Origin of the sequence: Pantoea sp. At-9b, from assembly GCF_000175935.2 — a bacterium.
Classification (GTDB): Bacteria; Pseudomonadota; Gammaproteobacteria; order Enterobacterales; family Enterobacteriaceae; genus Pantoea.
In genome coordinates this window covers 3,776,743-3,795,243 of record NC_014837.1, presented here as the reverse complement: position 1 = coordinate 3,795,243, position 18,501 = coordinate 3,776,743, and the positions used below count along the sequence as shown (strand labels likewise).

General features: G+C 52.1%; 20 protein-coding genes. 17 read left to right on the top strand and 3 right to left on the bottom strand.

Annotated elements, in window-relative coordinates:
• Positions 1 to 6 precede the first annotated feature (6 nt).
• Genes PAT9B_RS17420 through PAT9B_RS17390 form a run of 7 tightly spaced genes read left to right on the top strand, consistent with a single transcriptional unit; the run spans position 7 to position 9,812 of the window.
• Positions 7 to 3,363 carry an ImcF-related family protein gene (locus tag PAT9B_RS17420; RefSeq protein ID WP_013510600.1) on the top strand — a complete coding sequence of 1,119 codons (3,357 nt, stop codon included), beginning with the start codon at positions 7 to 9 and terminating at the stop codon, positions 3,361 to 3,363.
• Between the two features lie 20 nt (positions 3,364 to 3,383).
• The gene (tssA, locus tag PAT9B_RS17415; protein ID WP_013510599.1) at positions 3,384 to 4,961 is read left to right on the top strand and encodes a type VI secretion system protein TssA; all 1,578 of its coding nucleotides are present in this window, start codon (positions 3,384 to 3,386) and stop codon (positions 4,959 to 4,961) included.
• A gap of 30 nt (positions 4,962 to 4,991) precedes the next feature.
• Complete coding sequence (gene tssF, locus PAT9B_RS17410) at positions 4,992 to 6,746, top strand: type VI secretion system baseplate subunit TssF (protein WP_013510598.1); 1,755 nt, start codon at positions 4,992 to 4,994, stop codon at positions 6,744 to 6,746.
• Positions 6,710 to 7,780: a type VI secretion system baseplate subunit TssG gene (gene tssG, locus PAT9B_RS17405; RefSeq protein WP_013510597.1), complete on the top strand. Its 1,071-nt coding sequence runs from the start codon at positions 6,710 to 6,712 to the stop codon at positions 7,778 to 7,780. The genes tssF and tssG overlap by 37 nt, the downstream gene beginning before the upstream one ends.
• A complete protein-coding gene (gene tssJ, locus PAT9B_RS17400; protein WP_013510596.1) occupies positions 7,758 to 8,294 on the top strand; it encodes a type VI secretion system lipoprotein TssJ in 537 nt (178 codons plus the stop codon). Before tssG ends, tssJ begins: the two co-directional genes overlap by 23 nt.
• The gene (tssE, locus tag PAT9B_RS17395; protein ID WP_013510595.1) at positions 8,291 to 8,731 is read left to right on the top strand and encodes a type VI secretion system baseplate subunit TssE; all 441 of its coding nucleotides are present in this window, start codon (positions 8,291 to 8,293) and stop codon (positions 8,729 to 8,731) included. The genes tssJ and tssE overlap by 4 nt, the downstream gene beginning before the upstream one ends.
• 37 nt (positions 8,732 to 8,768) lie before the next feature.
• On the top strand, positions 8,769 to 9,812 hold the full coding sequence (locus tag PAT9B_RS17390) for a VasL domain-containing protein (protein WP_013510594.1): 1,044 nt from the start codon (positions 8,769 to 8,771) through the stop codon (positions 9,810 to 9,812).
• Between the two features lie 948 nt (positions 9,813 to 10,760).
• Here the strand turns inward: PAT9B_RS17390 and PAT9B_RS30300 are convergent.
• The 3 genes from PAT9B_RS30300 to PAT9B_RS17375 all read right to left on the bottom strand — a co-directional run bounded on the left by PAT9B_RS30300 (position 10,761) and on the right by PAT9B_RS17375 (position 13,272).
• Positions 10,761 to 11,519: an MBL fold metallo-hydrolase gene (locus tag PAT9B_RS30300; protein ID WP_013510593.1), complete on the bottom strand. Its 759-nt coding sequence runs from the start codon at positions 11,517 to 11,519 to the stop codon at positions 10,761 to 10,763.
• Positions 11,520 to 11,626: 107 nt separating this feature from the next.
• A complete protein-coding gene (locus PAT9B_RS17380; protein ID WP_013510592.1) occupies positions 11,627 to 12,658 on the bottom strand; it encodes a tyrosine-type recombinase/integrase in 1,032 nt (343 codons plus the stop codon).
• 8 nt (positions 12,659 to 12,666) lie between these two features.
• On the bottom strand, positions 12,667 to 13,272 hold the full coding sequence (locus PAT9B_RS17375) for a phage repressor protein CI (RefSeq protein ID WP_013510591.1): 606 nt from the start codon (positions 13,270 to 13,272) through the stop codon (positions 12,667 to 12,669).
• 89 nt (positions 13,273 to 13,361) lie between these two features.
• On the opposite strand from PAT9B_RS17375, the gene PAT9B_RS17370 reads away from it, so the two are divergent.
• From PAT9B_RS17370 to PAT9B_RS30980, 10 genes are all read left to right on the top strand, one after another.
• On the top strand, positions 13,362 to 13,598 hold the full coding sequence (locus PAT9B_RS17370; protein ID WP_013510590.1) for a hypothetical protein: 237 nt from the start codon (positions 13,362 to 13,364) through the stop codon (positions 13,596 to 13,598).
• 34 nt (positions 13,599 to 13,632) lie between these two features.
• Positions 13,633 to 14,142, top strand: coding sequence for a phage regulatory CII family protein (locus PAT9B_RS17365; protein WP_013510589.1), 510 nt, complete (start codon positions 13,633 to 13,635; stop codon positions 14,140 to 14,142).
• 3 nt (positions 14,143 to 14,145) lie between these two features.
• Complete coding sequence (locus tag PAT9B_RS29805; protein ID WP_071883913.1) at positions 14,146 to 14,337, top strand: phage filamentation protein Fil family protein; 192 nt, start codon at positions 14,146 to 14,148, stop codon at positions 14,335 to 14,337.
• Positions 14,301 to 14,639 carry a DUF5347 family protein gene (locus PAT9B_RS17360; protein ID WP_013510588.1) on the top strand — a complete coding sequence of 113 codons (339 nt, stop codon included), beginning with the start codon at positions 14,301 to 14,303 and terminating at the stop codon, positions 14,637 to 14,639. The genes PAT9B_RS29805 and PAT9B_RS17360 overlap by 37 nt, the downstream gene beginning before the upstream one ends.
• Positions 14,640 to 14,708: 69 nt before the next feature.
• Complete coding sequence (locus PAT9B_RS17355; protein WP_013510587.1) at positions 14,709 to 14,936, top strand: DUF2732 family protein; 228 nt, start codon at positions 14,709 to 14,711, stop codon at positions 14,934 to 14,936.
• Positions 14,936 to 15,163, top strand: a complete 228-nt coding sequence (locus PAT9B_RS17350) for a TraR/DksA family transcriptional regulator (RefSeq protein ID WP_013510586.1) — start codon at positions 14,936 to 14,938, stop codon at positions 15,161 to 15,163. Before PAT9B_RS17355 ends, PAT9B_RS17350 begins: the two co-directional genes overlap by 1 nt.
• Positions 15,160 to 15,477, top strand: a complete 318-nt coding sequence (locus tag PAT9B_RS17345; protein ID WP_013510585.1) for a DUF5405 family protein — start codon at positions 15,160 to 15,162, stop codon at positions 15,475 to 15,477. The genes PAT9B_RS17350 and PAT9B_RS17345 overlap by 4 nt, the downstream gene beginning before the upstream one ends.
• Complete coding sequence (locus PAT9B_RS17340; protein ID WP_013510584.1) at positions 15,470 to 17,479, top strand: replication endonuclease; 2,010 nt, start codon at positions 15,470 to 15,472, stop codon at positions 17,477 to 17,479. Before PAT9B_RS17345 ends, PAT9B_RS17340 begins: the two co-directional genes overlap by 8 nt.
• A gap of 102 nt (positions 17,480 to 17,581) precedes the next feature.
• Positions 17,582 to 17,770, top strand: a complete 189-nt coding sequence (locus PAT9B_RS17335; RefSeq protein WP_013510583.1) for a hypothetical protein — start codon at positions 17,582 to 17,584, stop codon at positions 17,768 to 17,770.
• A 245-nt stretch (positions 17,771 to 18,015) separates the two neighbouring features.
• Positions 18,016 to 18,501: a GNAT family N-acetyltransferase gene (locus tag PAT9B_RS30980; protein ID WP_223300451.1), complete on the top strand. Its 486-nt coding sequence runs from the start codon at positions 18,016 to 18,018 to the stop codon at positions 18,499 to 18,501.

Here is an 18,501-nt window from a genome sequence, read left to right as displayed (position 1 = left end):
AACCCTATGAATAAGCAAGAAAAACTGACTTTTTTCTCCGTAAAGATAACCGTCATATTTATCCTTGTGGCCACCGCGTTACCGGTGTTTCTGGGCGGAGCGCTGATGTGGTTCTATCCGCTTGAACGCACTACGGAGTGGAAAGCACTGTTTCACCTGGTCATAGGTTGCATCGCGGTCTGGCTGGGGTTGCTGTGCCTGTTTACGCTTGGTGTCACTGTCGTCAGTGGTGATATTCGTGGTGTCATCAGGTCCATGACCAAAACCGAACAAAGCCCGACAGAAGAGAGGCAGCACCCGATGATAGCGGCGTTGCTTCACCATTTACGCGCCCGTTACACCCGCTTCTGGCGCAGTAAAGTCCGTCTGTTACTGGTCACCGGGGAGGATGCAGCCATAGATGCCCTGGTTCCCGGCCTGCGGGTACAACAATGGCTGGAAGGCCAGCGAACCGTGCTGATTTATGGCGGCAATCTGCGTACCGGGGCCGATCGGGAAAAACTGGCTGCTTTACGAACGCTACGGTCTGGCCGACCGTTGGATGGCATCGTGCAGGTGTTGGGACAGGATGAAAGCTTAACGGTGCACCACAGTGAGGCTTCGCTGCGTGTGCTTGAGGGCATCAACGCTCTCCTGCACTGGCAGGCACCGGTCTGGCTATGGCAGTTACTTCGCAGCAGCTGGCCGCAGGGAGGGCATGATCCCTGCGCCGTGGGTGTGACCTTTGCCGCTGGCGCAGCGCCTGAAGATATTCAGCAGCAGCTGGATAAATTGCAGCCTGCATTACGCGATCGTGGCATGGCGCAGCTGGCAGATAACCTCAGCCATGACGGGTTGCTGCGTCTGGCTCAGCAACTGGCAGAGGGCGGCAGCCTGCTTTGGCAGCGATATCTGACCCCCTGGCTCATGTCGCCGTCTGCCGTAGCATTACGCGGTTTGATATTTAGTTTGCCCCACGGCACGTCCGGCGAGGTTGATCCGCATGCGCTGCCGCAACCCTCTCTCTGGCAGCAGATAAGCCGCGACAAGGTGAAAGGCCGACGTATCGGGTTGCCCTGGCAGCAGACGCTGGCTTGGTCACTGCTGGGGCTGATGTTGCTGTGGGGGACTGGCATGCTGGTGTCGTTTACGGTTAACCGCTCGCAGGTGATGGCTGCTGCGCAACAGGTCCGGGCGTTGGAAAAGAACCCGGAAATCAATGATGCGCAACTGATTGCCTTACATCGGCTACGTAATGATCTTGGTCGTCAGCAGCACTGGCTGGCGCAGGGTGTCCCTTGGTATCAACGCTTCGGGCTCAGTCATACCCGTGAACTTTATACCGCGTTGCTCCCCCGGTATGGCGTGACGAGTCATCGTGTGATTCACGATGCCGCTCGTGTGGCACTTGAGGCGAAGCTCACGCGGCTGGCAGAATCACCTCCGGACAGTCCGCTGCGTGCGTCGCTGGCATCCTCAGGTTATAACCAACTGCAGGCCTGGCTGATGATGTCGCGCCCGGAACGGGCCGTGGCGGATTTCTTTGTCCGGACGATGAAAGCGGTGGAACCGCAACGCGACGGGATCTCCACCCCTCTGTGGCAAAGTCTGGCACCGGATTTATGGGCCTTCTATGCCGCCTCGTTATCCTCTCACCCCCAATGGGCGATGCCGCCTGATCCGACGCTGCTTGCCCAGGTGCGGCAGGTTTTACTTCAGCAAATGGGCCGCCGCAATGCGGAGAGTACGCTGTATAGCAACCTGTTACAGGCGATGGGGCGTAACTATGCGGATGTCGATTTGGAAGATATGACGGCAGGCACCGATCCGCACCGATTGTTCACCAGCGATAAGGTCGTTCCCGGCATGTTTACCCGTCAGGCATGGGAGGGGGGCGTACAGCAGGCGATTGAGAAAGCGGCGCGGGAGCGTCGTGAGGAGATCGATTGGGTGCTGAGCGACAGCCGGAGCGCGCTGGCGCGGGATGTCTCACCCGAGGCGCTACAGGAACGGCTGACACAGCGCTATTTCACCGATTTCGCCGCCAGCTGGCTGAACTTCCTCAATGGATTGCGGTTGAACCCGACGCATAACATCGCCGATGTAACCGACCAACTTACCTTAATGAGTGACGTGCGCCAGTCGCCGTTGATTGCGTTGATGAATACCCTCGCGTGGCAAGGACAGACCGGACAGCGGCGCGATGCCGTTGCCTCCAGCCTGCTAAATTCGGCGCAAACGTTGATTGGCCGTAAAGCGCAACCGGTCATTGACCAGCAACCCTCTGCGCCCACCGGGCCGCTGGATAGCACCTTCGGTCCGCTGCTGGCGTTGCTGGGGCGGGACAATGGATCGCAACTGATGGCCGCGGACGGTTCTCTCAGCCTGCAAACTTACCTGACGCGCATCACCCGGGTTCGGCTCAGATTACAGCAGGTGGCGGCGGCACCCGATCCCCAGGAGATGCTCCAGGCACTGGCTCAGACGGTATTTCAGGGCAAAAGTGTCGACCTGACTGACACCCAACAATATGGCAGCCTGATGGCGGCCAGCCTGGGGGAAGAGTGGAGTGGTTTTGGCCAGACGCTGTTTGTCCAGCCATTGGCGCAGGCGTGGGAGACGGTCCTGCAACCCTCGGCGGTCAGCCTGAATACGCAGTGGCGACGTGCGGTGGTGGAAAACTGGCGTAGCGCGTTTGATGGTCGCTATCCGTTTGCTGCCAGCACCAGCGACGCTTCATTGCCAATGCTGGCGGAGTTCATCCGTAAGGATGCCGGTCGTCTCGATAGTTTCCTCACCCAGCGTCTCGCGGGGGTGTTGCAAAAAGAGGGCAGCCACTGGGTGCCAGACCCTGTACACAGTCAGGGTCTGACATTTAATCCGGCCTTCCTGCAAGCAATCAATCAGTTACGCGAACTGGCGGACATTCTGTTTACCGACGGCACTCAGGGTATCAGCTTCGAATTACAGGGACGTCCGGTCTCTGCGGTGATGGAAACACATTTGACGATCGATGGGCAAAAGCTCCGTTACTTCAATCAGATGGCCGAATGGCAGGCTTTCCGCTGGCCGGGTGAGAGTTTAAAGCCTGGCACGCTGCTGAGTTGGACCACGGTGGGCAGCGGAGGCCGTGTGTATGGCGATTATGCGGGCACCTGGGGTTTTATTCGCTGGCTGGAGCAGGGGAAGCGTCAGCAACTGGATCACAGCCAGTGGATGCTGAGCTTTGCCACGGCCGATAAACGCCACCTGCAATGGGTATTACGCACGCAAATGCGCGATGGCCCTTTGGCGTTACTCCGCCTGCGCGGCTTCACCTTACCGGATGCGATCTTTAGCGTCGATGCCGGCTTGGCCGCACAGGTGCTGGCGCGAGATGAATAACTCAAGGACGGAGCAGTATCATGACAGGGATTGCGGTGTTAATCAGCGCCTGTGGCGCAGAAGACGTTGCCTTACGGGCAGAAGCAGAGCCGCGTATCCACGCCTGGGCGGGCTGGATCGCGCCGATCACCGATTTGGCCCCCACCGGGCAAGATCCGACGTATGACGACCATTTCCAGCAAATGCTTGCCGAGGTCAACAAACTCTCCGGTGTGGATACGGCGCTCATCATTGCGCTGGCCGAGCCGTTGCTGATCTCAGTCAGCAAAGATATTCGTGTGATCACATTTTACCTGTGGGCGCGGCTTCATCAGCAGGGAGAACAGGGTCTGGCCGAAGGTCTGGAACTGCTGGCCGCCGCATTGCAGCAATACGGTGAATTGTTGCATCCGCAGCGGCCTCGTAGCAGGCAGGGTGCATTGAGCTGGCTCAGCAGCGGCAGAATGCTGAACAGTCTCGCACTGTGGCCGGCAGTAGATGTGACGCTCATCCGGCGCATCTGCGCCGTGCTGTTGCGGGTACATGACCTGATCCGTGAAGAGGAGCGTCAGGCGCTGGTGCCGCTGATACAGGCCCTGGAGGTCCGACTGGCGCGCAGCGGCGGTGCGGATGCGCTGGTGCCGCAAAACAGCAGCGCACCGACAGAGGCTGACAAAAACCTTACGCCAATGTTGGCCCCCATTTCGTCGGGGCGCGATCTGCTTGACCAGGTCAGGCTTCTGGCACGTTATCTGCGTGAACAGCCCGAGGGATGGCTTGCCGCGCATCATCTGATGAAAAGTGTACGCTGGGACACACTTCATCATCTGCCGCCACTGGATGCCAGCGGCCGGACGCGTCTGGCTCCTCCGAAACCTGAGCATCTGGCACATCTGAAACGTCTGTGGTTGCAACAACGCTGGCAGGAGCTGCTGGACCTGACCGATTCACTCTTCGCGCAAAGCGTCAATCATGTCTGGCTGGATGTGCAATGGTACGTCTGGGAAGCGCTCAGCCGGGGCAACACCGACTCCCGGCTGGCAACCGTGGTTGAGCAGGATTTGTCGGCGTTGTTATTGCGTTTGCCGGGCCTGGAGTGTCTGACATTTTCCGATGGCACCCCTTTTGCCGATGAAGTGACGCTGAGCTGGATCGCCCGGCAGGTGAAAAACGATGCTTCTTATCGCGAACCTGTCGCTCAGTCATCTGCCAGTGGGCAGGAGGGAGACCTCCTCGCGCTGGAGAGTGAGGCGCTGACCATCGCCGATACGGAGGGCGCGGAAGCCGCACTTTGCTGGCTACAGCAGCGGCCCGGCGTCACCAGCCAGCGTGCCCGCTGGCTACTGCGTCTGTTGATGGCGAGGGTATGCGAACAGCTGGCTAAGCACGACATGGCGCTACATCTGTTGCGTGAATTAGACCGTAGTGCGGAGAGCCTTACGCTGGTGCACTGGTCGCCTGAATTGCTGTTTGAAGTCAGGGCCAGACGGCTAAAACTGCTCAGAACCCGGGCAGCTCGCAGCGAGAGTGACAAAGCCCGGTTGCAATCCGAGATGGAGAACTTGCTGGCCGGGCTGATTGCCCTTGATCCGGCGCACGCCGCAGTACTTTGCCGCTGACCTCCTCATCGACTCTTAGGCGAATTCCCTATGGAAAACTTAACCCTGCGATATTACGACGCTGAAATGCGCTACCTGCTGGAAGCCGGAGAAGAGTTTGCCCGCGCTCACCCGGAACAGGCAGCGAGGCTTAATCTGGATAAAGCCGGTGCGCGCGATCCTTTTGTCGAACGTCTGTTTGAAGGTTTTGCCTTCCTGATGGGACGGCTGCGGGAAAAGCTGGATGATGACTTACCCGAATTAACCGAAGGGTTGGTCAGCCTGCTGTGGCCACATTACCTGCGCACCATTCCTTCCTTATCTGTGGTGGAGTTTACCCCTGACTGGCGCTTGATGAAGGAACCGCTACGTATTGCTCGCGGCTTTGAAGTGTTGTCCCGCCCGATTGGCGAGCAAGGAACGCGTTGCCGCTATACCACCACCCGCGATATTGAACTGCTGCCGCTGATGCTGGAAAAGGTTGCTCTCACCAGCGACGCGCAGGGGCGTTCCATGATCCGCCTGCGCTTCAAGGGGGGCGAGCTGGCTGACTGGAGCAGCATGGATGTCAGTCATCTCTCGCTTTATCTCAACGCCGACGCGCCGCTGGCTTGTGCTCTGCACGAAGCGCTCACTATGCATGTCGCCAACATCAGACTGCGCCTGCCGGGAGAGAGTGATAGCCGGGTGGTGGCGGGGCATTTTAGCGCGCAAGGTTTTGACCCTGATGATCGGCTGTGGCCAGGCAGTGATAGCAGCTTTAGCGGCTATCAGTTGCTGTTGGAATATTTCACCTTTCGGGAAAAGTTTATGACGGTGGCCCTGCACGGGCTGGAGCAGGCCAGGCTCCCGGCGGTGCTGCCATGGTTTGAGCTGGAGGTGACGCTTGCCAGACGCTGGGAACATGATTTTATCTTTAGCGAAAAGCATTTGCGCTTGCATGTCGTGCCGGTCATCAACCTTTTTACACTGGAATCTGATCCCTTGACCATCGACGGTTTGCAGACGGAATACCTGCTGCGTCCGATGCGTGTGCAGGATGGGCATACCGAAATTTATTCGGTGGATGAGGTGATCTCCTCCCATAACTGTCCCTGGGTGCCGTTCACCAGCTTTCGCCACAAAGGTGGCATGCTGCGTCACACCGCGCCGGAGCATTACTACCATACACGGGTACGTCAGGGGCCATCCGGCTTACATGAAACCTGGTTAATCCTCGGCGGCGAAGCGTTTGATAACCAGAGCGTGCCGCACGACGAAAGCCTGTCGGTTAGCGTAACCGGCACCAACGGGCAATTGCCACGCCGGGCGTTACAAAGCACGTTACTGGATCAGGTGGTGAAATCCACCGCCACTCAAGTACAGGTACGTAATCTTTGTGCACCGACGCTGCCCTGTTATCCCCCCAATCGTGACCGCTTCCATTGGCGGGTTCTGAGTCATCTCGGCTCCAGCTTTCTGTGGATGATGGATAACGCCGACGTGTTGCGTGGCACGTTGGCACTGTATGACTGGACACACAGCGAGATGAACCGTCGCAGGCTGGAGGCCATTGTGCACGTTTGCCACCACGAGGTGTCGCGTTTTGAACAGGGTTATCTGCTGCGGGGGGTACAGATCGAGATCACCCTCGACAGCACCGGTTTTGCTGGCAGCGGCGATATCTGTCTGTTTGGCGAAATGCTCAGCCGCTTTTTTGCGTTGTATACCGATATTCATTTGTTTAACCGCCTGGTCCTGATTCTGCAACCCACCGGAGAACGCCTGCAATGGGAAGAGAAGCACAACCGTCGCATCCCAGGATGACACAATGGCTTGAGAGCGAACTGAACCGCCTGAATTTTTATCGCTTTTGTCAATTGGTTGAACATCAGCACCGTGACGCTCCGCCACTCGGCAGTACCAGCCATCCAGGCGATGATCCCATTCGCCTGTTGCCCCATGCTGGCATGGGTTTTCCTGCCAGCGAACTGAAGGCTCTGGAGTATGGCGAAGGACCACCGGTGGTGCGGACTACCTTTCTCGGACTGTATGGCGTAGATGCACCGTTGCCAGGGCGCTACCTCGATGACATCGCGCAGCACAGTGAAGGACACGAAGCGTTGCAGGGATTTCTCGACATCTTTAACCACCGCGTGCTGACGCAGTTCTACCGAATCTGGCGCAAATATTCTTACCCCGCCACCTTTGAAGAAGGGGGTACGGACAGTACCTCTCAATCCTTGTTGGGATTGATTGGGTTGGGCATTCCCGGCACCGGAAAACACATTGCGACGCCGATATCACGCTTTCTGGCGTTGTTGAGTGTTATGCGCCAACCCGGCAGAACGGCTGAGGGGATTGCGGCGTTGGTGCGCCTGCTTGCGCCACAGACGTCGGTTCAGGTGCAGCCGCATTGCCTGCGTCCGGTGCCGGTCAGCGATCCGCCGATCCTCACTGAGCAAGGATGTTTGCTTGATGGCAATCTCCCGCTGGGCGATGAAGTGATGGATGCCAGCAGCCAGATCCTGATTGATTTACAGACCGAATGTGCAGATGAAGCGCGGGGTTGGCTGCCTGAGGGGCTATTGTACCAGGACTTGCAGGTGATGCTGCGTGTGTATCTTGGCTGGCGTTATACCGCACGCATCAGACTCACGTTACATACCGGGCTGCTCGCGCCGCCAGCCCTCGGCACAACACCTTTCTGGCTGGGAATGACCGGTGTACTTGGCGTGGAGGGTGAATGCTGTCCTGCCGATATCCCCGCCACTTTTACCACCGAATTGGGCAGTTACACCGGCATGGAACCCGCCACCCCCTCACAAGGAAACCGACGTGTCGCCTACCATTTTACCTAACCTGGTGCTGTGCACCGTGGTGTTGAGCCTCTCTGCCTGTGGGTTACAGCAGAAAGTTGTTGATAGCACATCTTCCGCGTTTAACTCTATATTTTACAAACAGATAAAGACCCTGCATCTCGACTTTTCTGCCCGAGAAAGCCTCAACAGCGATAGCCGTGAACACCATCCGCTTTCTGAGCCAGTTATGGTGCGAATTTACCAGTTAAAAGCGCGGAAAACCTTTGATGGCACGGTGTATCAGCAACTGATAGATGAGGCTGCAGAGGTATTGCATGCAGACCTGTTGGCTGAGCGTGAGCTTATTATGACGCCCGGCGGGGATCTCGCGCTGAATATGCCGATGGAACCAGAGACCCGATTTGTCGCTGTTGTTGGCCTGTTTCAGTATCCCGATATGGCAAAAAATAGCTGGCGGCTGGTGCTGGAACGCAACGAGCTTAACCCGGATAAGCCGAGGGTGATTGAGCTGGATAGTCGGCATCTGATGCTGCGTGCGGAGAAGCCATCATGAGCCAGCCTTCGCTCTATGAATTGCTGAAAGGGGGATTTAGTGGTGGTCTGGCGTTGCATCAGGTCAGCGAGCAGAACCAGGTCATATTGTCCGTACTGGACAATATGCAACGCATTCTGAATACCCGTGCGGGATCACTGGCGCATATTCCTGATTATGGCCTGCCAGATATGACGCAAATTTTGGCGGGGATGCCCGCCACAGCCCAGCAGTTGGTTTTCACCTTCGTGCAGGTATTGCTGAAATATGAGCCGCGACTGGCAAAAATCGACGTTGTGGTGTTGGAGTCAAGCCAGCCTGGCGACCTGCGCTATGTTATTGAAGCCGAGATGAAACTGGTCGGGCTGGTGCGATTTGGCACAGTATTTATGCCGGAAGGGCGCGTGCTGATCCAGCATCTGCAACAACAGCAGTTTCTCGAAAACAAGCCTGTGTAACCGGTGCCGTGCAAATCTGGAAAAGGACAATCAACGGATGATGAGTGAACTTTCTCCCCAACGCATCCAGACTGGTGGCGATCCGCGCACCTTCAGTGAATACGCCACGTTGCGTGATGAGATCGGCAAGCTTTCCCACCCCGCCCGGCCTGATGTGGACTGGATACATGTCGAGCAGCTCTGCCTGGCACTGTTTGAACGGAATGGTGTGGAATTACAGAGCGCCGCTTGGTACACCCTGGCGCGAACGCACACCGCAGGCGCATGTGGGTTAAATGAAGGGCTTAGCATTCTGGAGGCGATTATTACACGCCAGTGGACGGCACTGTGGCCTCAGGCCATGCAGGCGCGCACGGATATCATCACTACGTTAGTCCGTCGGCTGCAAAATATTCTGCGGTGCTGGACGTTTCAGCGTGAGGACGAGCTATCCGAGTTATGTCGCAGTAAAAAATTATTAGAGTCACTGCGAGATACACTGACATGCAATGGCATGAGTGAGGCGGGGCAAACTGGCAGCCTTTACGAGCAGGTAAAGTCTGCGATCGCGCATCTTAAGGAAGGGGTGGTCACTATGCCGCAGGTTATCGCCCAACAAGCCCCGGAAATGCTGACCCGGAGAGTTTATGTGATTCAACCAGAGCAGGGAGTATTAAAGCCTTTTGTCAGTGGTGCCTGTTGCGCATTGCTGGCCGGGGCAATGGTACTGGGCGGCTTTGGCTGGCTGAGCTATGAGCAGATGCAGCAGCAGGCTCAACTGGCACAACAGCGCAGGGTAAAAGAAGCTATTCCTCTTGAGCGCCTTCAGAGTTGGCACCAAGGGATGACTGAGTTACAGCACTTGGCCGAACAACTTAATGGCCTGGATAAAACGCGCGGTAAATATCTGACAGTCAGTGAACTGAAATCGAGCATTTTCTCCGCCATGCAGGCATTTAATCAGCATCCGCCGGTTGAGGAACAACTGCGACGCTACGCCGAAGGCGAGGGGAATCAGAGCAGTGAACAGGTACAGACCGGGATGTTATTGAGGCAGTTGGAGTATCGGTATCGGTTGTTGCGGGAGGAGAAGGGGGAGTGATGGGGCGGGGCTGTTTGCTGAATTTAGTGGCCCCTGCTGGGTTTGAACCAGCGATCAAGCGATTATGAGTCCCAATTTGAAGTGAGGGAAAACAGTAACTTGATGATTTTTATGTTTTCTTTAGACTGAATAGAGATGGAAAGTGGCGGATAGCGTTGCGCTCTGCTGCCACTTTGCTGCCAATTCTAAGGGGAGTTAAGTTACTCAAACCTACCTTCAAAGAACGAGGAAACTGAAGATACAAATAAATAGATTGTCAGATAAAAGAAAGATCACGTCGTAAATGATATAATTATACTACAGCACCACGACATGACCTAAAGTTTAGCTTTTCCATTAACCATGGGTCACTAACATGTGCAACCAGTAGTGTTATCAGGGAACCAACCTCCCGCGGTATAATTTAAAATTACATCTTGCTTAATTACTTGGGTGTTACAAACCGTACAGTACTTCGAGTAAGTTAGATTTCTATAATCGGCACATGGTCTGGGATTTTTATTGTATGTAGACTGGCAGGTGTCACTTCTAACGAAGATGGTATTAGGGTTAATATATGGTGCTAGTTTTTGATAAACAATTCTGTTTGCTTCAGCTCCATGGTGAGGTGTCGTAACTATTAGGTTTTGACAATCAGATAAAAAATCAAGTGGTTGCTGAAATGAAAAGTTCGAATCAGCGCAAAAAAGTACACCCGCAGAAAGATCTTCATCATAAGCATAGAAAACCAGACTTTCCACATTAGCTTTTGTTAAACAAAGGAATTCAAGTGCCAATCTCTTTTTAGCATGAAATATTTCAATAGAATTTACAGGGCGAAAGTATTCTAAACCGCCACCGGATTCAGTTTCTGAGTATTCAAACCATCTTACTCTTGCTCCGGAATTGTAAGCTAGGGTAGCCAGCTTTAATATCTTTTTAGCAGCATTAATTGCACTATTAAATATTTCATTTCGACCAAAGGAAATTGTTTGTTGGTTGTTTTTTTATGTGAAAATGGATTTTTAGGGATGAGATGAGTTTCATTGATGAATCGATCGTGGTTTTTTTGATTAAATAATCTTTTCCTTTTTCATGTTCTGATTCCTCTGATTCCTCTGATTCCTCTGATTCCTCTGATTCCTCTGATTCCTCTGATTCCTCTGATTCCTCTGATTCCTTTAGTTTTTCGTTATCTTCTTCATTTTGTTTTATTTCATCAAGTATTTGTTCATCTTGAAGAGAGCTTGTTTCAATTCTAACTTCAGTGTTAATATAAGGTAATATAGGAGAGGGGGTTTCACTATCATCTTCTGATTTTTTATCTTCGGTGGGATTCATTTTGGAAATAATGTTTCCAATATTTTCAAGAGTCTTTGCGTCGTGTATTAAAAAATCATCATCTAGGTCAGAAATATTATCAATAAGTTCTTTAATAAAATCCCTTGGTTCATTTATCATGTCTTCGAGACGAGAGGTCCAACTACCGGGTAACCACACCTCTTCACACGATCTATTACTTTCAAAATAACCAATTAGTCCATTTACATGGTCTTCATCACTATGCGTACATACTAAAATATCGACATCATTTGATGTTGATGCTGAATATAACAGTGGTGGGAGTTTCTTTCTACTTGCACCGCCGTCAACTAAAAATCTTGTATTCTTATTTTCTAAGTAAAATGCATCCCCTTTTCCAACCTTAATTGCAATAAATCTGTTCATTGCTATATCCTTTTGTTTTTAATATGTTCTTCATTATAAATAATAAATTTTCTATTGAGCAGGCTTTCCTTTCTTTGAGGGGCAGTACAGCTAATTTTTCGTGTTTTTTATTTCGTTTCCATCACTAAAAATTGAGTTAAAGGGTTCAGTTTTTTTGCATCATCCAAATGATCAGGTGCAAAATGTGCATAGCGCATTGTTACCTTGATATCTGTATGGCCCAATATCCGTTGAAGCACAAGAATATTTCCACCATTCATCATGAAGTGTGAGGCGAATGTGTGGCGCAAAACATGCGTCAACTGGCCCGCAGGAGTCTCGATACCCGCCCTCTGCATAGCTTTTCTAAAAGCTGAATAGCACGTCGCAAAAAGCTGTTGCGCTTTCCTGCTCGATGGCAGTTCAGCCTGTAATTTTTCAGTTATCGGCACCGCTCGGTTTTTCTTGCCTTTAGTTTTCACGTAGATGATCTGACCGGCGCGAATTTGGTTCCCCTTTAAGCCTTCAGCCTCACTCCATCGTGCGCCAGTTGCCAGGCAGATTTTCACAATGGTAGTCAGATCTTTAGAACGGCTATTCTCACATTCAGCGAGGAGGGCTCTTATTTCCTCAATGGTAAGATAAGCCATCTCCGATTCACTGATTTTAAACTCGCGCACGTTTTCTAACGGGTTCGGTGCGGTCCATTCATCCAATCGGCGTAACTCGTTAAACATCGCCCGAAAGTACGCCAGCTCCAAATTGACCGTGCGAGGCGTTACCGTCTTCACTCGGGTGGAGCGGGTTATCTTCCCGCTTAACCGCTGCTCCCGATAAGACGCAAAAATTTTCGCGTTAAACTCGGTTGCGAGTGGGTTTCCCATCGCCTCGCAGGCGAACGCCATTGTGGTTCTCCGCTTCTCACCATCCGCTAACGTAATGCCATGCGTGTTGAACCACAATTCAACCAGCTCAATTACCCGCCGTTTATCCGCTTTTTCACCCAGCCAAGGCTTATCCTGAGCCTGTTCTTTTACGTATTTCTCATACGACAGAGCTTCCCCTTTTGTCGCGAACTGACGACGGATACGCTTTCCGTCACGTCCGCTGGGGAAAACCTGTGCCTGCCATTTGCCGGAGGGTAATTTACTAACAGCCATTTCTTTCCTTAAAAATATTCAGTGCGAGCGACGACCTTCCCCAGCACTCTGATCTCTTCTGCTTTGCACTCGAACGATGCTTTGCCGTTCTCGACGCGGATACGTCCACCGGGAAAGCGATAAAGCTCTTTCACACTGATAAGCCCATCAATCTCAATCAGCCATAAACCATCAGTGATTTCGGCTTCAGTTTCATCAACCAAGTACGTCTGTTTCTCAAATGTGATCAGCAACGGTGCGTGAATTTCACCTTGCAGAAGCTGTTCATCATACTCAACCCAATTGGATGACGAAAACTTCCCATTTGTGATGTTTTTGAGTTCGATTTTAGTTGATGGGTTATCCTGATTTGTGATGTTAGAATCCCCACGCCCATAAGTTAACCACTCCAAAGACGTACCCGTCTCCATCGCACAAATCAGAACCCAATCGGCAGGAAAATTCCCACGCATTATGCGGTTCGCCATTGTGCTTTGTGACACATCTAAGTGGCGGCACAGGGCCTGACGCGATGAAAAACCATATGCTTGAACGATACGTTCAATGGGATCTTTACCACCCACGGGTAAAGCTGGAGCTTTACGACTCGTAAAATCTTTCGTTGACCTTTCCAATTTGTGATCCTAATATTCACTCGTCGTATCAAGACGTGTTTAATAGTGATTAATAGAGTTGGCTATAACTCAACAGAGGATACTGCATCATGACCCGTAAACTTTCAATGCGCCCATCAATCAATCTTGTGATTTCTGAACCCTACATCACTGTGGAAGAGTTCTGCCGCCGTACTGGCTACAAGGAAGGGACTGTCCGCCAGATGTACCGCGAAAACCGCTTGCCAATCAGGAAGAAAGAGGGGGTTAACGAACTTATCCAAATCAACATGGTTGCTCTCATTATTGAAGCCGCAGCTGGCTGCGAAATCGCAATGCAAGCCTGATGTATCCATATTGGGATAACGAAAGGGAATAATCATGTTTGATTTTCGTGTTTCCACACATAGCCATTTTGATGAGGCGTGCCGGGCTTTTTCCGCAAAGCACAACATCATCCAGCTGGCTAAAAAGGCGGGACTTAATCCCCAAACGATTAGCAATAAGCTGAACCCCGATCAGGTGCACCAGCTTACTGTTCGCGAAATGCTGATTCTTACTGACCTCACTGAAGATTCAACGCTGGTCGATGGCGCGCTGGCACAACTGCAATGCCTGCCATGTGTTCCGGTGAATGAAATGGCGCAGGAAAATCTGCCCGATTATGTGCTCAAGGCAACCGCAGAAGTCGGACAGCTTGCCGCCGGTGTCGTCAGTCAGGAGAAACTAACGCCTGCAAGTCGTCGCAGCTTGGTCCAGAACGTCCATGCTGGGATTCGCTGTCTTACGTTAGCGGCTCTCGCAGTCCAGGCGCGTGTTCAATCAAACCCAGCATTGGCGGGAACGGCTGATGTGCTTAGTGGTCTTGGTGCATCTATCGGCATGGGGTGAATCATGGCTTTTTCCATTGCACCACTTCTCAAACGACAAAGCCCGTCCCATGCATACGGTCACGGTTGGATCGCGGGTGAGCAGGGCAGGCGCTGGCATCCGGCAAACTCTCAGGCCGAGTTGCTGGCAGTTTTAAGCGGAAACAGGAAGCAAAAATCATGGGTTACAAAGCTGAAAACATCACTGTTCAGATGAATGCCGGCCAGCGTGCCAATGCGCTGAATCATATATCAGCGCTGCGCACCATGATGTATGGCGATTGCGGTAATGAGTTAAAGCGTTTTATTAGCGATATGCGTAATAAACGCGATCAACAGTTTGAACAAAATAACCGTGCGCTGGGTGCGTTATTTTTCCTGGCGAATATCAGCAAAGAGCGTCACAGCGTTGAATATAGTGAGCTGACGAGTGACGAGATAGCAGCGCTGATTGGAGCAATGAATCACTTTCGTGCAGTCGTGAGCTTATTTCCCAAAAAGCTGACACTTCCAAATTAATTAACCCAACTCAAATAAATGGCGTAAACCCGCCGGGCATGTTTTTGCCCAAATTCTGGAGAATGAATTATGCGAAATATCGAAACCCGAAAACTCAAAGCTGATGAGGACGCGCTCAACGTTCTACTGAGTAAAGCAAAGAGTGAGCAGCGTAGTGATGATGCGCTGGCTGTTTCTGTTCGTCTTGCTGCTCTTGCAATCCATGCGCGCCAAAAAGAGCTAACGGCGACTGAAATTATTGAACTGCTGGATAAAGAGTCCACGCGTTTTGAAAACCAGTCTCATGAGCTGCACTAATGGCTGACTCAATGGATTTAGTGCAGCAGCGTGTGCAGGAGGAGCTGGCGCGCAATCTCGCAAACGCGACATTACGCCCAGCAGGGGCGAGTGAATTTTTCTGCCTGTCATGCGGTGACGAGATCCCCGAAGCACGCCGTCGTGCGCTGCCGGGTGTCTCAGTTTGTGTCACCTGCAAAGAAATCAGCGAGCTGAAAGGTGCACATTGTAAAAAGGCTGCGCCATGAGAGTGTCTATCAACAGTAGTTACTCTGTGCTAGCACTGGAATCAAACGAGCCAGGTAAGCCGCAGAAGCTGGCGCTGGAAAAGTCCGGTTGGCAGGAGATTGACGGTGTACGTGAGCAAGTGCCGGTCACTATGGCTGTCTATGACAGCCGTATTCTGCTAATCCGAGATCTGGCCTCAGACGTGATCGGTCAGTTGGTTTTCAGGGGCCAGATGAACAATGTCACGAGCTTTGTGGCGGAAACCCGCCGCATTGCCGAACTGGCCGAGTTTGCACTGTTGGAACTGGCAAAATCTCAGGCTAAGAATGGCTGAGTCTCTTTCCGGCTTACTTACTGGTGAACACCACGCCGTTAACCAGCAACGGCGTGATTTTTTTGGTATGTCTGCCCCGGCGGATATGTCCCTATCTGAGCGTCGTCTGTGGAACGTCAATCCTGATGATCACAGTTGGCGCAGTCAATATCTGCACGATATGCCGGACTATCTGGCCGGATACTTTGCTGATCGTTATACCCGCATCCTCTCAGGTAACAATGGCCGACGCCGTGCCAATGCGTTTCTACGCCAGACTATCGGCCAGAGTGTATTGCCACGCCTTCAGTTTGTCCGCAGTCGTTATCGTCTGGATGCCGCTGCACAGCATGAACTCCCCTTTATTAAACAGCTTGATCGCCTGCCTACGCTGGACCGTCAGGATGTTCGGGATCTCGCTTATAAAGTAGCTTCGTTCCTGTCGCTCAGTCTGGCTGAGTTTGTCGATAAGGTTTCTATGCCAAAGGAAACCGATGAACAGACCGTTACCTGTGTGGCTTATCGATATGTGGCAGAGCTGGCCACACTGACGGGAACGCAGCCGCCATACTGGGCCGAATTTAAAGGCTGCAAAGGTGATTTGCCTTTGCGCAAATCGCAATCCGGTTTGCTACGCATGATGGCACCGGAATGGTGGCGTGGACGTCTGAAACAGATGCGCGATCTGCAACGGGAACATATGGCGATTGCGGTTGGGCAGGTGCAGAAATCTGCTTCGCCTTATGTCTCGCGCGGCACCCTGGCGGAATGGGTTGAACAGAAGAAGCGTAACCGTGAGTTTTTTAAACGCTTTGACTTGGTGAACGAAGAAACCGGCGACCGCATTGCACTTGATGAAATGGTTAACCGTAGCACCGCGAATCCGGCCATGCGTCGCCGTGAACTGATGACCAGAATGCGCGGTTTTGAGGACATAGCCAACGAAACTGGCTGTGTGGGGGAGTTCTACACTTTGACCGCCCCATCGCGTTATCACTCGGTATATAGCCAGGGTGGCTTTATCTCTAAATGGAATGGCTCAAGCCCACGGGACACACAGCGTTATCTGTGCCGCGTCTGGTCACGTATTCGTGCTGCGATAGCGCGCGAGGACATTCACGTCTTTGGTTTCCGTGTCGTAGAACCTCACCACGATGGCACGCCACACTGGCACATGCTGCTTTTCATGCTGCCGGAACACCGTGAGCGCGTGCAGCAGATCATGCTTCACTATGCCTGTAAGGAAGACAGTAAAGAGCTAACCACGCCGCAGGCGCTGAAAGCCCGTTTTCATGCTGAACCTATCGACCCCACGAAGGGCAGCGCAACAGGCTATATCGCCAAATACATTTCCAAAAATATCGACGGTTATGCAATGGAGGGTGAAAAGGACGATGAAACCGGCGCGGATATGCGTGAAATGGCAAAGGCTGTTTGCGCATGGGCGTCACGCTGGCGTATTCGACAGTTTCAGCAGATTGGCGGTGCGCCGGTCACGGTATGGCGCGAACTGCGCCGCCTGGGCGATATCCGGTTGCCTAACGCAAAGATGGATGCGGTTCTGGCTTCGGCGTCGGTTGCGAGCTGCTGGGCATCTTACACGATGGCGCAGGGCGGCCCGTTGGTAGCGCGGGAGGATTTAGTGATCCGCCTTTGTTATGAAATCACCGAAATGGGCAACGACTACGCCGAAGACGTGCAGCGCGTGCAGGGGATTTACTCGCCTCATATTCATGACTCTGAAGTGTTCACCCGTCTGGTTAAGTGGGAAAAGGTTGCCAAATTGGCCGACGCGTCAGCGGAGGCTGGCCCTTCTGGCGGCATCGCCGCCCCTTGGAGTTCTGTCAATAACTGTACGGGGCCGCAGCGCCGACGGTTAGAGATGGAACTAAAAGCGCGAGGTTTTGAGGGGAATGAAGAGGAAATCAGCCTTCTCTCCAGAGGTTGTAGCCTGAATGCAGGTGCCAGTCGACGGCTTTTCTACCAAAACGGCAGATTGCAGGAGGCAGCATGGGAGCGGTGAGCTTATCGGGCCAATCCCATTGAAAGATAAAAAAGAGTTTCACATTGTGTCAGGTTTTATATACTGTACGCATATACAGTTATTGTGACGGAAGGAGGGAACATGCAGGATTTTCTTTTGGAGTCGGTCAAGCTCCAGCGTATTGATTTATTTCTAAAACTTGTTGCTCTGAGTGACTGCACTGAATCGGAAAAGAGCATGGCTATCGAATGGGTTGCAGAGCTGACTGATGAGCTTATGGCACGCCTTCGCAATCATGAATACAGCCGCTCAATGAACCAGTTGGAGTAGGAGTTCGTGGGGCTGATGATCCGCCTGCGAGTGTGCATGACTATGCTGCATGAAATCGCATGATCCAAAGAGGATCACATTTGCTTCGGTCCGCCAGAACTGGCGGGCTTTTGCTATGGTCATGCAGGTGCATGAAAACCACTACATAAAGCGGGCAGGCGTGGCGGGGGTACGAGCGCGCGCTCACATGCTTTCTGTTTACTACAGTCGTAATTCATTATATTTTTTAATCCAAGGAATTTTTTATGGGCTTGGAGAATGTAATGCCATTAACAAAAATGTGCTTCGAAAAGGTAAACCTGTCAGATCCGTTCTTCGATTCATTGAAAGATGATTATGAAGAGTTTGAAGACTGGTTCAAACGTAAGAGTGAACTTGAAGCTTATGTCTCACATAATGACTTAGGCTTGATTGATGGATTTCTATATTTAAAAGTAGAAAACCAAGTTTTAGATGACATGGTTCCAATGCATGAGATGAAAACACGTGTCAAACTTGGTACATTTAAAATAGATGCTCATGGCACAAAGCTAGGTGAGAGATTTATAAGGGTGATGTTTGATTATGCATGCAGGAATAGAATTGATGAGATTTATGTCACTATATTTGATAAACATGTTGGACTGATTTCTCTTCTTACTAAATATGGCTTTGAATTTGTTTCCAGGAAAAACAAAACTACAAAAGATGGTCAGGAAGGTGTATACTTTAAAACACTAATCTGGAGATGA